Annotated in this window: 9 protein-coding genes; all 9 read right to left on the reverse strand. The window is 44.9% G+C overall.

Going from position 1 to position 16,264, the window contains the following annotated elements; genetic code table 11:
- Positions 1-7: 7 nt before the first annotated feature.
- From B151_RS0108215 to B151_RS0108255, 9 genes are read right to left on the reverse strand one after another with little or no spacing between them, the layout of a single operon-like run.
- Positions 8-985: a glycosyl hydrolase family 17 protein gene (locus B151_RS0108215; RefSeq protein WP_020403141.1), complete on the reverse strand. Its 978-nt coding sequence runs from the start codon at positions 983-985 to the stop codon at positions 8-10.
- 2 nt (positions 986-987) lie between these two features.
- Positions 988-1,896: a glycoside hydrolase family 17 protein gene (locus B151_RS0108220; RefSeq protein WP_020403142.1), complete on the reverse strand. Its 909-nt coding sequence runs from the start codon at positions 1,894-1,896 to the stop codon at positions 988-990.
- A 1-nt stretch (position 1,897) separates the two neighbouring features.
- Positions 1,898-4,249: an MFS transporter gene (locus B151_RS0108225; RefSeq protein ID WP_020403143.1), complete on the reverse strand. Its 2,352-nt coding sequence runs from the start codon at positions 4,247-4,249 to the stop codon at positions 1,898-1,900.
- Between the two features lie 18 nt (positions 4,250-4,267).
- Entirely contained in the window at positions 4,268-5,773 is a 1,506-nt protein-coding gene (locus B151_RS0108230; protein WP_020403144.1) for a glycoside hydrolase family 30 protein, read from the reverse strand.
- 3 nt (positions 5,774-5,776) lie between these two features.
- Positions 5,777-7,063, reverse strand: coding sequence for a glycoside hydrolase family 17 protein (locus tag B151_RS0108235; RefSeq protein ID WP_020403145.1), 1,287 nt, complete (start codon positions 7,061-7,063; stop codon positions 5,777-5,779).
- Positions 7,064-7,081: 18 nt separating this feature from the next.
- Positions 7,082-10,495 (reverse strand): hypothetical protein, encoded by a 3,414-nt coding sequence (locus tag B151_RS0108240; RefSeq protein ID WP_020403146.1) that lies wholly within the window; start codon positions 10,493-10,495, stop codon positions 7,082-7,084.
- Between the two features lie 51 nt (positions 10,496-10,546).
- Positions 10,547-11,374 (reverse strand): glycoside hydrolase family 16 protein, encoded by an 828-nt coding sequence (locus B151_RS0108245; protein WP_020403147.1) that lies wholly within the window; start codon positions 11,372-11,374, stop codon positions 10,547-10,549.
- 44 nt (positions 11,375-11,418) lie between these two features.
- The gene (locus tag B151_RS0108250; protein WP_026166570.1) at positions 11,419-12,837 is read right to left on the reverse strand and encodes an Ig-like domain-containing protein; all 1,419 of its coding nucleotides are present in this window, start codon (positions 12,835-12,837) and stop codon (positions 11,419-11,421) included.
- Positions 12,838-12,852: 15 nt separating this feature from the next.
- The gene (locus tag B151_RS0108255; RefSeq protein WP_020403149.1) at positions 12,853-15,993 is read right to left on the reverse strand and encodes a glycoside hydrolase 5 family protein; all 3,141 of its coding nucleotides are present in this window, start codon (positions 15,991-15,993) and stop codon (positions 12,853-12,855) included.
- Positions 15,994-16,264: the final 271 nt, after the last annotated feature.

Below are 16,264 nucleotides of genomic sequence, written 5' to 3' on the forward strand. Positions count from 1 at the left end.
TATTTATTTATGAAAGTATGTGTTCTTTTTTATCAGTGGATGTACCCACTAATTTCTTTGAATACATAGACCGTATAGCCATTTTAGGCGTTCTGTCTATGTAGAATAATCCCCAGTGTTTTTCGGGCTCCAGAGGCTCGGATGATCCTTTCCAGTCTTCATCAAAGGCCTCGAAGAAAAAGGTTAAAATGCCTTCCTCATCCGTCCATTTCATTAAATGCTCGAAGTATATTTTCTGGTAACTTTCGCTTACATGAGCCGGATTTATGCCATTTCCATTAGACTTTGTAGCCCATCCTGCTTCGGCAATTACCACCGGCGAATCGGGATATTTTTCAGCCACGGAGTAGTAATTTTCTTTGGTGTAGTCGATGGCCTCATTAATGTGCTTGTATTCCCAAACGGGATACGTGTGGACGCAAATGAAATCCAGAGCCTCAGCTAATATCTCGAGCTTATGTAGCCACGGCACGTAATTTTCGCAAAACGTAACGGGTTGAACCGCTGTTGACTTCAACATATTTACATACTCCAGCACTTTATCCTCATGCACATAATGATCGGTCCAGTCCACGCAAGCTTCATTTCCTACTGATAATGAGAAAATTACGTCGGAGTATTTGTCAGCAAATCCCGCAAGTTTTTGGATCTTTTCTTTGTTTTGAGACGCATTTAATTCAAGCTCTTCTTCAGAATAGACTCCTCCGCCCCACGGACAATTAAAGTTGTTCATTTCCGCTTCGATGTAGGCACCAAGCATCACTTTAAAATCCAGGTTTTCCTTTTCGATCACATCTAAAACAGTCTGAGAATGATCGTCACAATTATAGAGGCGCAAATATTTCCAGTATCCTTCAAGAAGCAGAAGATCTTCCTTTACCTCCTCGTAGCATGGGATGGTATGTCCCGGCCTCTGACCTTTCCTGTAACCTGAATAACAGATGGCTCTTCCTGGCTCAATTCCTATGTTGCTGAAGCTGTTCATGCTCAATATTTGAGGTTTCCGTCTTTGTCCCAGATGCCCCAAAAAGCACCTACATCTCCTTCAGAACCTACTTTCCAGGATTCATCAAAGGAGGCGAAATAGAATACTTCAATGTCATCATCCTGCGACCACAAATTGGTGTTGATGAAATACTTCATCGCATTTTCATCAGATGGAATGGCCCCGCCCAAACTTTTGCCTTTACTCGGCCAGCCGGTTTCGGTGATGATGACACGTTTTCCTTTTCCGGCTTCCTTCGCCTGATAGTACATTTGGCGCATATGCTGGAAGGAATCTTCAAAACTCGTACCCTCCCAGAATGGATAGCAGTTACAAAGAATCACGTCACAGGCTTCGGTAATCTCAGGTCTTTGAACGAACTCGTAATAAGCATCTACATAGCCAACCGGAATGTGTTTAGGCAAACGACTTTTAACATCTTTGATGTAATCCAATAGTTCTTTCTCTTCCAGATCTTCGCGATACAGCACCTCATTCCCAACTACAGCGATATCTACTAAGCCTTTGTTGGCCAGTTCGATAAGGCTTTCAGTTTCCTCCTCGTTTTTCTCCTGATCATCTCCCAGCCAGGCACCAACCAGTGTTTTCAGTCCAAGTTCTTTGGCTACTTTTGGGATGTGCTCGTTGCCTTCAATACAGGAAAAGGATCGAACCCACTTCGTATGTGGTTTGATAATTTCCATGCGACGACGAATTTGCTCTTCCGAAATCACATCACCGGGCTTCTGTCCTTCTTCATACAAACTGAAGCAAAGTCCATGTATTCCACTTTCCAACACTTCCCGAAATAAGCAGTCCACTTCTTTTTCTGACAGCTCTTCCAGATAGTTGATCTTGGAAACCTTATCAGACTCTTTATAACTCAGATATTGTTCTTTTCTAAACGACATTTTAGTTTACTTTTAACTGTTCATTTTTATTCCAAAGACCCCATCTCGCTCCGACATCTCCTTCGTGGCGAGCTTTCCAGGATTCGTCGAAGGAGGAAAAGTAAAACACTTCTACTTCCTCCTTTTCACTCCATTTCTTTAAGCGAATGAAATACTTCATCATATTTTCGATGGATGGTTCCGCTTGGTCCACGCTTTTTCCGTAAGTCGGCCAACCAGTTTCTGCGATGATGACTTTTTTACCCGCAGCTACTTCTTTAATGACTTCATGCATCTTGGTCAAATACACCGAGGCATGGTCTGCATCATAGCCTTCCCAGAATGGATAGCAGTTCACAAGTATCACATCACAGGCTTCAATTACTTTCGGGCTTTGGTGAAGTTGATAGTAAGTATCCACATAGCTCACCATCACTCCGGGCAGCGCCTCTTTCACCTGATTGATGTATGCCACAATCTCATCTTCACTTAATTCTTCGCGCAATAAACATTCGTTACCAACAGCAACGATATCAGCTTGACCGGCTTTAGCAACCTTGATCAAATTCTCGATTTCCGTTTCATTCTCTTCCAGCTCATCATTAATCCAGGCGCCAACCAAGGTCTTTAATCCCATTTCTTTAGCCACTTCAGGAATAAGCTCATTGCCATCGGTACAAGAGAACGAGCGGATCCATTTGGTATGCGGAGCCACTACTTTCATTCTTTTCTCTATTTGTGTTCTTGAGAGCTTATCACCCAAATTCTGACCTTCCAAATATGGACTGAAACAAAGTCCATGAATACCGCTATTCAACGATTCTTTGAACTCTTTTCTCAATTTCTTGATGCTGAGATTGTTGATTTCGGCGTCGATGGCTTCTGCGTCGGGGTCGATAGAAATCATGGACAAAAGGCGGTCTTTTTGGTAGAAATAAGGTGCGGGAGCCGTTTCCTTTTCCGCTTTACGAGCATCCAGTATTTCGCGGACCTCATTCGCTTTTTCTTCGGTTACGTCATAGTCGCGCATCACCCAAAGAGCCACCAGAGTTCCAAACATGGGTAAAGCCGAAAAGAATAATCGCAGTCCAGTGATTGCTCCTTCAGGTTGAGTATCCAGGTTGCCATCAAATCCAACTACAGATAAAATGACACCGCTTAAACCACCTGCTATGGCAAAACCAAATTTCACCATGTACCAGTAGATGGCACCGAAAATTCCTTCTCTGCGTTTGCCATATTTGAGTTCATCCAGATCTATAACATCCGCCGTCATCGACATCATCAAAACAAACAAACTTCCGATCCCGAAAGAGTGGAAAGGTAAGGCCAGCAGGAACATCCATGGTTTTCCGGGAACAAATAAGAACCACAGACTCGCATACCCAATTAATGCAATTGTTTGGGCTATCATAAATGCATTCTTCTTACCCAATTTTTTGGACATTCGAGCGACAATGGGAATCACCAGAAAGGTGGTAACCAAGGCTCCGGCACTTCCAAAAAGTGGAGTCCAGATTCCCGCTTCACCGGCATCCCCGCTAAACAAGTACCAGACAATAATGAAGAACGAAAATCCTGCTACGGTGTTAAATGCATTGAAAATGAAAAAAGTGGAAATACAGAGTTTTCGGAATGGAACGGATGTAAATGCTTCTTTAAATCCCCTTAGGATCTCTTTCAAGCTTCGACTCACATTTTGCAGGGTCAACGGCTCGTAATCCTCATTTACGGTAGATTTACTGGGAATGAAAATACCCGGAATCATCGCACATATGGCAAAAGTGATTCCTACCCAAATAGCCAGTTCTCGTGTAGCAACTTCTGCAGTTGGAAACCAAGCTGGATCATACATAATAACCCAAAACCACGGTGCAATCACCCAGGCCCACTGACCAATCCATTGAGCAATCGCCATAATTTCGGTTCGCTCATGAAAGTCGTCACTCATTTCGTAGCCGATAGCTACATAAGGCACGCTAAAAATGGTTAAGCCAATGTAGAAGGCGAACGACCAAAACAAGAAATAGCCAAAATTATAGTTGACCGAGTTTTCCCCATAAAGCTGCCACATGATGGTAAAAGCAATACCCATAATAACGGCACCGGTGATTACATACTGCCTTCTTCGCCCCCATTTTGAGCGGGTGTTATCCGAAATAAATCCCATAATAGGATCGGTAACGGCATCCAGAATGCGCGGCAGAAAGTACACAATTCCCCACATCCAGCCGGGAAACCCGAGATTCTGCACCAGCACCACCATGAAGATCCCCAACGTAGCAGGAAACATCTGATTGGCCAACATACCCATCCCGAAGGCAATTTTATGCCGATAGGGCACTTTCTTTTTTAAAGCTTTAGGCTGCGACATCTTTTTGTTTTTTTAGATTTATGACGGATCACGAACAGGTATTACGACCGTTTGAATGGCTTTCCCTGCTATTTGGATGGGGACAGACTTATCTCCCAGCTTTAATTTGTATTCCTTCGCTTGCGCTTCTTCATTCAGGAGCACCACTGCAATATTTCCGTCGGGATTTTGAACGGCTGTAAGCTGTAATCCCTCTTCGGTTTGACTGTGACCAATTCTTACCGCACCGGGTCGAATCCACCGGCTAAAATGACTCATTGTGTAGTACAACGGGGTGAAGTACACTTCATCAGCTTCCTCATCCACAATAACCGGAGCCACACACCAGTTTTGTGCCCAATTCGGTCCACCCTTTCGGTTCAGCACCATATTCCAGTCTACCCAGCCATCAACCCAATTGTTAAGCGTACCGATGATATCCCGCGCATAGCGAAATACCGGCACATATTTGGGGTGAAGATGTTTGCGATCTTCAGGCGCCCAATCCCAGCCCCAGTCGGTGGCTTCTTTAGACCAATACCAGGCGTCATCCTTCCATGCTGGAATGTCCGCATCTATCGTAGCCTCGGTTTGAATTAGATGCTTTTTTGGAGCTTTTTTATGCGCATACTGAAGTTCATCGGCAAAAATCTTGTACGTACTCGCATACCAGTGCACCGCCGTTCCATCGTAATATTGAGCGGCTTCTTCGTCGTCATACATCGCATCCACCCACTCTATGAGCTCTTCGTGGCGATTTTGATCGTAACCTAAAAGAACAACATCCGCGTACCCATCCTGCTCCAATCGTGGACCCAGATGATTTTTTACAAACTCGTTCTGTTCTTCCGGGGTGAAATGCATACTCTCCCAGTTGCTGTCGTTTCCAAGCGGCTCATTTTCCACTGTAATGCCCCAAATGTCGATGCCTTCTTCTTTGTAGGCAGTCAGATATTTTGAGAAAAACAGTGCCCAAGTATCGTAATATTCGGGAAGCAGCTTTCCGCCTTTCCAGTCGTTGTTGTTTTTCATCCAGGGGGGCGAAGTCCATGGAGAGGACATAATCTTGAAGCCATCCTGAGAAATAGCCATCGCATCTTTGATCATCGGAATGATGTCATTCCGGTCTTCTTCAATCGAGAAGTGCTCAAGGTCGCGATCACCTGGAACCGGAGCATAGGAATAATTCCCCAGCGAAAAATCACTGGAGTTCATGTGCGTACGAGTGAGTGAATATCGCGCACCGGATTCCCCAAAATAGGCTTCAAGGATTTCCTTTCTGTTTTCTTCACTTAATTTATTCAACAAATACGCACTTGCCTCGGTAAAGGAACCGCCTATTCCGGTAATTTTCTGGAAGGTTTCCACCGGGTTGATGGTCACCTGAACTGGATTTTCAGCCTCGGAAAGCGCTTCTATTTGCGTCAATTTATTTCCACTTTCGGAGGTTTCGTAGATCTCCACATCCAATGAATCCGAATTTGTGCAGCACGCCATAAAGACGATCATGATTAAAATAGTAAGTAGTTCTATGTGCGGAATCATCGTCTATAGCTCCTGTTTTGACTGAATTTCTGTATCCGTTGGTGGTACTTTCACCGTTTCCATCAGTGCATCCAGGTCCCCGTTAAATGTTTTGGTGATGGGTTTTCCATCTCTTGTCAGTCCGTCGAAAACTCCCGTATCTACTTCATCCCAAAGCATATATTTTGCCTCTGATTGCAGGTTGATCAGCCCAAAATGATTTTCCGAGCCTTGTTGATTATCCGCATCTTTCCACTTCTCATCAAAGGCTTCGAAGTAGAACACAGACACGCCGTTCTCCTCCGACCACTCCCTAATTAATTCATAGTAGCGGGCCGATTTAAACTCATCCGTCGCCCGAGAACCTTCATTACCGTAATAACCATTGGAAACGGTAGCCCAGCCGGTTTCCCCAATATGAACTTGCTTATCCACGCCCAGACTTTTCATATAATCCACCACGCTTTGGTATTGCGAAACCGAATATTCCAGTGATCGCTGCATGGCGGCTTCGATCTTTTCTTCATCGCTGAAATCGGTTTCATTTTCCCGAACACCCCAGAAATTGGGATTGTAATGCGTATCGTGCATGGGATAGGTGTGCATGGAAATGTAATCCACGGCCTGGATGAGTTTGTTCAAATCTTCTTTGTGATATTCACTTCCTCCTCCACCCCAGGATGCAAAATTGTCCGAGCTGGTGATCCATAAAGTTTCAGAAAGTTCGCCTTGTTTTTTCAAATCCTGCAGATGATTCACCCACCGCAAAATAATTCCCGGCTCCACCCAATATTCGGTTTGCCAGTGCACCATAGCTTCATTCCCCACTGCAATCACTTTCACGATATCGGGATATTCTTTAGCTAAATTTGCAGCCCGCTCAATTTCCTTTGCGTTACGCGGACTGTCTTCATCCCGAATGCGTTCCGGTTCATCAGTCCAGGCATTTTTGGCATCAATCCACGCGCCCATCATCACATACATCTCGAATTCAGGATCTGCTTCTTTCATCTCCCGAATGGCTTGCAGCAATCTTGGGACGGCTTCTAAATACACGTTGTAGGTCCGCACAATCTTGATGCCCATCGCTGACAGAATTCGCATGTCTTCTTTTAGTTCCGGAATAGATGGGACGCTGTCGCGGGTAATTTCCCGGTATCCGCTGTATGATATTGCGGGATATTTAATAGGATCGGCCAGGATTTTTTCGGCCGTAATCGTCTGCTCATTCATAGGATTTCCGGCTCGATCACCACAGCCCACAAACAGCACGGAGGCTATCAGGATGGTATATATGAAAGGTTTGTGCATGGTGATCAAGGTTTTGAGTTATAGGAGATGTTCCGGTTTTAGCGATACTGTAATTTGTTTGATGTGGCCGCTCCGCTTGAAGATTTGTTGGGATATCTCTTTGTCGAGTTTTGTATGCTGAAATTTTCCGGTTGAACCGTCGCTCATTTCAACTTCCAGTGCGTCGGAATCAGAAATACGATAGACCACCGGCACCTGACAATAGGTAAATGCAAGCGCTTGTTCGGGGACTTCAATTCGATAATTTTCCTGCTGTATTGAGATCAGTTCTACATCACGGGTTTCCTTCGTGAATTCCTCTTTTTTCAGCAGAAATGGATTGAATTCCACTTGTCCGGCTTCCACACGAATGCCCAATTCCCCGATTCTGGCAATGATATCTTCCTTCACCTGACCGGTCATTCCGGGCTGCTGAGCTCCCTTGTGATTCGGTGTATGCGAATATGGATCCGTTGGGAAAGCACCATACACATCCGGTGATTTATGGATACCAATTCCTTCACCGATCTCTTCGAAATGGCGGGCTAATTTTTGTTGAACCGATTTATCGGCATTGCTGCGATAGGCTTCTTCACAAACCTCATACACCGCGAGATACAGCTTCGAAACCATGTGCCAGTAGATAGAGCCCAATCCTTCATACGCAAAAAATGTCCCCGAACGACCCGTAAATGCTTTGTGATTGAAAACCTCTTCAAAGATCTGTAAGATCAGTTTTTCTTCTTTTTTAGCCAGATCAGCGTACTGGGTTGTGCTTAATTCGTTGAGTGCTTCTTTCAAATCCCGGGCATTTTTGAAATTTCCGCTGAAATGATAGCCACCGTTCACATCCTTCTGGATAATTTGACGATGTCCGTTTTCCAGCAACTGCGGCAAAAGTTCAGATTGCTCTACCAATTTTTTGGGGATGTTATTCCGCTCCAAAAACCCAGGTAATTCCTTATTTGGATACAGGATATAGCTCTGCTGATCTTTGCGATAAAGCGAACTTTGGCGAAGGGCATCCAGCATCTTCACTGATTCTTCCGGCGTTAAATATCCGGAGCTTAAAGCGGCAACCTGACCTTCCAGCATTTCCTGGAGGTACGAAATGGAAATCCCATCTTCCTCAAAACTCATGATGTTATAGGCGTGATAAAGCTCGTCGTCCCGTTTGTTTGCTTCAATGGAATGCTCCAGGTAATCGAGTGCCGTGGAAATGAAATCAGCAATATCGCTGATTGAAATCGTTGTTCTCTCCCCGGAAAACCCGTTTTCGTAGATTTTATTTCTAAACGTACTTCCGGCTTTTCCAAGAGCTTCGGTGATCGCCTCACGATCTTGGTTGCCGATGCTTCCATCCAGCAGATCCGAATGATCGCTGAGTACAGTGTGAATTCCCTCAAAAAACGTCTTCATTTCTACGGAAACAGATACCTCATCCTGCTCAACATGGTCCATAAGCGGCTCAAAAAACTTCAGAAATCTGCGCAGGTAATACAGCGTCACCATAGACACGCCATTCCCGACCAGTGCGTTGTTGGCATCGTTCCATTCGGGGCGTTGCGTGTTCATCCAAATTCCGGCTTCAGGAATGAAATTCGACACTTTAGCCAGCACCGTTGCCAGCGTTTTTTCCATAAAATTGACGCGGTGAATATCGTCTTTTTGGCTACCTCTCAAAGCGCCATCGGCTCCCAATTTTTCAACTTTATCGCGAATTTCGGCATCGGCCACATCATCAAATTCGATGGTATCTTTGGGATCGTTGGCAATGTCTTCGTAGCCCTTAATTCGGTACGGAACGTTGGCATATACGAACACTTCTTTATCAAAAAGTTGGGTAAGTGCTTCCGGCTCGTGCGACTGATAAAACTCCAGGAACTTGAGCAGGTAAATGATCTGATGATCACCCCAGTATCCGATGTACGACCACGGATCATCCGCATCGGCAATTTCCCAGTCAAAGCCGTCTTTAGTCACACGGTATGGGTTGTATCCATCAAAAGTAGAAGCATTCAGAAACTTGAAGATCATTCCTTCAATAAACTTGGGATAGGAATGCGCCAGTGCTTCCCAATTCTGGAAAATATCGCGCCAGTTGCCTTCATAATCCAGAATTTTGGAACCGTCTACTTCATTGTGGGTGTTGATGGAAAATATATTCCATGGCCGACTTGGATCTCCATGGCGACGACTGAATTTTAGCGGCAAATATTCTTTTCCAAGCCTGAGTAAATCCGGATCATCGGATTCCGCTAATTTTTTATTCAACGTGAATTTGTCGAAAGTTTCTTCCAGTCCGCTAATGAACGAACCGTTTTTCTCCACCACCACTTTGCTGGCGTTTTTCAGGTACGCAACAAAATCCCCTTTCTCAATTCGGTAGTTATGATCAAAAGTCCCGCCGCGCATAATATTGAACAGCGTATTCGAGAAATGGCGGGCATTTTTAAGCTGATCCGAACTTCGCTGAATGCCATCGGCACCGGCTACCAGCTGCTTCAGCTTTTCGGTGCCCCGCTCGATGTCGTCCTCAACTTTAGCCTCCAGATTCTTGTCTTCTTTCAGGGCTTTATTCAACTCAATCACGTTGGCGTGATTCTGATTTACGTTTGCCGCCATCATCCATTTTTGGGTTGAACCGGATGAAAGCTCCAGGTCAGAAACTAAAAAGTAGGCCCCTTTTTCGGCTTTGATGTCTTCTTCCTGCTCAAGCGGTTCCTGTTTTCTGAACCGATTTAACTGAAGCGAAGAAAGTAAATAGGTTGGATTTTGGAGTCCTTTGGACCACGCCACGTTTGCTTTCAGAGCTTCACTTGGCTCCGCTTTATCTACGATGATAGCGCTGAGGGCATATATTCCCAATCCAGTTTCGGAAACCAGTTCGCTGCGTTTGTAGGCATCTACCAGGTTGCTGGAGCGATTTTGGAGATCGCTGCTTACGCCGTACGGCATAATGTTTTGCATCCCATCCAGCACGCGAACTTTTCGGTTTTCATCCGAATGGTTAGTCAGCTCGGACTTCCGCACAAAACCATACAAATTGCTGGAATTCCACTGGTATCTAAAGGTTAGCCCGAGATCGTGGTTGATCTCTTCAAATAAGATCTTATTGCCATGCCAGCTTTTGTACACGTTTCGGCTGGTTTTAAAGCGAAATTCACCCCGTTCTGAAAATGGTTCCCAAACCAGTGTTTTCCCATTTAGCTGAACTTGAAAAATGGTTTTACTGCCCGTGGTGTGCGCCAGTTCTGTGATCTTGTCATCCGTGTAATAGGGAAAAAGTGCGTACTCGGCATTTTTTCTTCCTGCAGTAAGTCCGCCATTGCTTGAGATAAACATCCAATGATTGGAATCACTGACTACGCTCATAAAAAATGGACGTTGCTTGTCAGAGTCAGATATTTTGAACCAGGTTTCGCCTTTAATTTCTTGAACAGTGATAGACACGCTATATTCTATTATTTAATTAATTTTTTTGATTTACTTCTTGAAGAGTTCTTACTGTTTATAGACTCTTATATAATCCACTAACATGGTTTGTGGAAATCGGGTTGAGCTGTTTGGCGGGCCGACAAAGGATCCTCCCACAGCCACGTTCAAAATGATGTAGAAAGAGTTATCATTGAATACCCACTCACCATTTACATCTTCAGGAGTGATCTCGTTGTAGAGCACATCATCCACATAATATTTGATGGAATTCGGCTCCCACTCTATCGCAAATACATGAAACTCCGTATCAAATCGTCCGGTGGTGAGTTCATACCGGTCGGTGACCGCATTTCCAGCAGAATAGCCCGGTCCGTGCACGCTTCCGTTAATCACCGTGGGCTCCTGTCCGCGATATTCCATGATGTCGATCTCCCCGATTTGTGGCCAGCTTACCGTTCCATCGGAATCATCTCCCAGCAGCCAGAATGCAGGCCAAATTCCTTGTCCCCACGGCAGTTGAATTCGGGCTTCAAATCGACCGTAGGTGGTTTGGAATAGATCGCGCGTCAGGATTCGGGCTGAAGTGTAGTTAGAGTTTTGGAAGGATTCATTCCGTGCTGTGATCTCCAGCATTCCGTCTCGAATCTCCACATTTTCGGGGCGATCCGTATAATACTGAAGTTCATTATTTCCCCAGCCGGGCTGGCCGAAGATCTCCTCTCCGGTTCCGATATCGAAGGTCCAGTTTTCGGAATTGACGCTTCCATCAGCATCGAATTCATCTTGCCAGACGATTTCAGTGTAGGTTTCTTCGGGTTCATTGCTTTCGCAGCCCGTAATGATGAATGCAATAACTGCAAATGGAAATAATGATACTCTATTTAAAAATGTCATGTACAGAATCCTAATTTTGACTGACTGATTTTCTGCTTTAATGTCTATCGGTACAGGTAAATATTATCCACATAAATGGTTGCACCTTGCAATGCAGTACCGCTATCTGAATCAAATACGATCTGTCCCAGATTCGCTTTTCTTGCCATTCCCGAAATATCAAGATTGATGGTAATCCACTCTCCTGAAGTTAATTGAGGCGGAGTGATATTGATTCTTGCTTGTGTATCATCACTGCCCCCAAAAGCATCATCTGGGCCAAAGTCTCTGATATTTACCGCAAAAGCAGAGCCAACGGGCACTTCATTAGGCAAGAAAATATCAACGGAAAGATTGGTCATTTCACTTCCATCAATAGTTGGTACGTTTTGGTTGAACTCTATACCCACAAAGTTGAAGTTTTCGTAGCCTAGCACATTGTTTCCATTTACAACAAAATCATTGGAAGTGGTCGTCTGATATGGTGCATAAAATCCGTTGTAGAAATCGACCGGTACGTTTTCGTAGGAATCACTGAAGATCGAGATTACATCCTCAGGACTTTGCGTTGGCGTTGGTGCAGGGGTAAACTCTCCTAAAGATTCAACGGTTAGCATTCCATCCGAAGGTTCGCCATTCATGCTTGCGGTAATTTCAGCGGTGCCGGTCCCTACTACCGAAACCTGTCCGTTTGCATTCACCGTAGCTACATCCGTATCGTTTGAGTTGAATGTGAAATAAGCAGGTGCAGGTACCACCGTCAAGTCCTGACCATTTGCCTGATTTATTGTAAAATTCAACCCGGAAAGCTGGATATTTGAGCCGATGAAACTGGTTTGGGTTTCATTCTCTCCACCAAGAATAGCAGAGCGAGGTTGAGCGATATCAGTCAGGTTCTCATACTTAAGCTCATCAATCCAAAAAGAGTAGCCATCACCGTCTTCAGGTCCTTCAGAATACCAGAACATTCCCTGAGTGCGGGTTAACACTGACGCATTTGGAATGGGAATGATGTATTTACGCCAGTAGGTGGTCAGTTTCATATTATTGAGTGCAACGGCATATTCATTTCCCATGAAATCCTGCCCAAAACCGATCTCGTTTACCGTTCCGGCGGTGGTTCCTTTGGCATAAAAAGTGAGTGCATTGTAGGAGGATAAATCACGTCCTCCGTTATCATCACGAAATATGGCACCGGCATAAGCTCCTTCCGGATCGCCGACATTGGGAACATCGAGTCGCATAGCGGCCGATGAATTGTCGTAGGTTTCATCATTATCTACCGTAAATGCATTCAGTTTTGAACCCTCGAACGGATAATATTCCAGTCCGGAACTAAAACCATCAATAAAAACTTCAGGATTTTCAGTGAACCCGGGTTCTTCCAATCCATCTACTGAGCGCTCACAGCCCTGAGCAATGAACATGAGCAGCAGACCTGCCATTAGTGTACGTGTGGTGTTTTTTAAGACCATTTTTTTCATGTTTCTTGCCTCTTATTAATTCGTAATATCAATTTGAATGTATGTTCGGAACTCCCACTCGCTTCCATTTCCGAAACCGGGAGCCGTTGGATCTGGAACAATTTGACCGCTTGGGTCTGTGGTGTACGCCGGAGCATAGCGCGGAGAATATTGATCCAGTGTTCGATAGGTTCCTCTCACACCAATTCGGGTGGATGGCAAATCGAACCAGGTTGGGCTGCCCAGATTAGTAGAAAAGTCAGCCATCAACTGAAGCGGGAACGTTAGGTTGAAATCGCGGTGATAATCGTATGGGCCCCAGTCGTTCACTTTTGCAAATGCGCTGATTTTTGCTTTTTTGTAAATGGCTCGCACATCTCCGCCAAAGTGGGTAATTAGCCGTGGATCACTTCCTCGGGCTTGAGCATCTCCACCATAGAGATTTGCTATAATTCCAAGATCACGATTCACTTTAGAAACCACGCGAGCATTAATCTCCCAAAGGTCTTCGGCCGGCGGTGCTCCGGGGAATGGGAAAAAGGTTCGTCCATCAGGCAAAATACCTATGGCGGCATCCCGTGTGGTTGGCAAATGGCGGAATACAAAGCCCAGGCTCATGGCTAAAGGAGCATCCTCAGCCATGTCATTATTCCATTCGTACATGTAAGTTCCGGGCGTGGGATCGTAGGTCAGTAATAACTCACCAGCAATTTGTTCACGGTTTCCATCATGAACGGTGAATGGATCATCCAGAATATTTCGGGGTCGGCCTGGTGCCTGTACATCGGTAGAAATGGGGCCTTCAATAGGTTTTTGCCATAAGAAATTCGGGGCAATCTGCAGATTTCCAATATTGTAGGTAAAACCGGTTAAAGCATTGTATTGGTTTCCACTTCCGCTGCCTTTCAATCTCCAGCCGGTGAAGGTCATGGTTTGATCGGCTCCGCCATTGGCAACCAATCCCATTACTGCCGATTGCGCATACCAGTTGAAAAGTCCTTTCGTGTACGTAAATTTGATTTTTCCACCCCAGTTATCTTCGGGTTTGATCTCATCTACATACACATTGTAACTGCCATCGGGCTGCTCTCGCACCAACTGAAATTCACGCCCATTTAGAGGCTGACCGGCCCAGATTCCGCCAATTTCAACGCCAAAGTTTCCAAAATCACGTGCGACATGAACGGCAAGTCTTCTGGTTTTGGGCTCAGGAATAGCGAAGGAACTTCCGGTCAGTCCTTGTCGCTCAATATCTTCATGGTATATGGCCGTTAGATCGGTTTGAGCTACATTGGTTGAATATTTCAGCAGTACAGCCGGGTTGGCTCCCCACCACAACTGTGGGCCAAAAGCCAGCTTAAAGCCGTCAAACATTTTCTTTCCTTCGGCTTCAAATCCAAAAGGGGCATCGCCATTATAGATATCGATCTGCTCACCATAGTTAGCTTCCGGGTACAATCCGAAGAAATCGCCTTCATAGCCCCAGTGATAGTGTCCGGTTCGGTAAAATCCATCCAGGTTGAAATATTCCTGGTTCCAGGAATAGCTGGCGCTGTAAATATCAACGGTATTAAGAGCTGTAGTAACCACTTCTCCGTTTTGGTTTACCAGGTCTCGGGTGCGGCCACGGTTTTCATAAAAGATCTCGTCAATCGGATTTTCGGCTACATTGCCCAAAATGTTGGTAACCACTTCTGCCCGCATGTTGGGAGAAGGATTTGCCTCTACCCCAATAAAATAGGATTGCATGTGGTCAAAACCCTGCTCATCGGGATAGGTGTTTTCGGTGGGATCTGCATCTTGTGGAGTGGTGATAAGATCGCCACCGGTGTTAAATGTCTCAAATGTGGCTGAAAAACGGCTTAGTGAAATTTTCTGAGCACCACTTTCAACCTGACCGCCTCCTGCTCTTGATCTCAGTTCAGCATCTACCACAGAAATGTTCGCAAAGTACGATTCCAGTGTAGAATTATTCGCATTAGGTGCATAAGGATCGAATTGGTGTATTTCCTTCAACACATAATAAGCCGCCCTTGGGTAAAGCTCGTAAAATCCTTTGAGGTCGGTTGGGCCTTTAGCCATAATTCCAAACCATTCCTCGTTCATGTTGTTCTCGCCTTCAACAAAATCAAACTGATAGCCGCCGTTGGACCAGGATGCATGGGTATCGTGCGTGTTTAGTCCCTCAGTTTGGCCGAATTTCCACCAGCCATCACTAAACTGAAAAGTAAATCCACCGATGGAGTTATCATTTCCTCCTAAACCGGCTGCATTTTTGTAGATCTCCTTCCAGTTGCTGAAGAGATATTGAGCTTGTGCTCCCTGTGCTTCCTGAAGCGTTCTTGCGTTAAAAGCATCTGAGCCAAATTCAGTTAGTAAAACCGGTTTTCCATATTCATCTTTCACGCGATCGTAAAGATCGGTGAAGGTCATTCCGCGATAGGTGTTGGTTCCAAAAATATCGATATCGGGAGCCAGCTCCGTGATCAGTTCCATGAACAGCAGGTCACCGTTGGCGATAGCGATTGGTCGGTCTGTGGAAATCTCTTTCATTGCAACCGCTGCATCGTTAAAAAGCTCATACATGGCACGTGCGCGGATCGTGGATTTTCGGTCTTCGATGGGAATGTCTTCCGTCTCGGCTCCACCCCAGAAAAGGCCATAGTTATTTTCATTTCCTAATAAATAGAGTAGCAAACCCGGAGTACCCTTGTATTCTTCAACCAGCTGGGTGACTTCACTCAGCAATAATTCACGAACTCTTGGATCGGAGTATTCTGTGTTGGCCATCCACGCACCATCGATGGTAAGACCGTAACGACCAAATGAATGATTCAACATCGTGTAGATGCCGTGATTCTCATATATATAGGTGATCCATCGTTTGGGAATTCCGGTATAAACTCGAATGGCATTCACACCCATATTTTTCAGCAACGACATTTCATAGTCGAGGGCTTGTTGAATGAATTCGGGAGATTGGTTCCACAAGCTGTACGAGTAGTTGGTTCCTCTTGGGAAGTAATCCCAGTTCATCCCGTTAACGATGAGAGGCTCACCGTCAACCAGCAGCTTCCATCCTTCCTGAGTTTGTTCAACTTTAACCTGTTCCGACTGCCCCATACCAGTCATTGAAAAGCTGAAAATTGTGATGATGAGTATGGCGATTCTTTTCATATGTATTCCGTTTTTTATTCCTGTAATGAAATTTTGGACGCTGCCGAAATATTCACTTTTCCAATCGTGAACTGTCCGACAATAATTCCGGAGAAGCGAAATGGCAATATTTACAACGTATATACAATTCAATAAGAAAGCGCTTTTTTAGATCATAAATGCTGTTTATGCATTTAAAGAAAGCCTTTTCATGGCTTCACACTTTCCACAACAGAATCCAAAAAAATTCTGTTGTATATACTTTATAAAGGCAATTAGTAACATTTTCTTA

The sequence above is a fragment of the Gracilimonas tropica DSM 19535 genome (genome assembly GCF_000375425.1).
Lineage (GTDB): Bacteria > Bacteroidota > Rhodothermia > Balneolales > Balneolaceae > Gracilimonas > Gracilimonas tropica.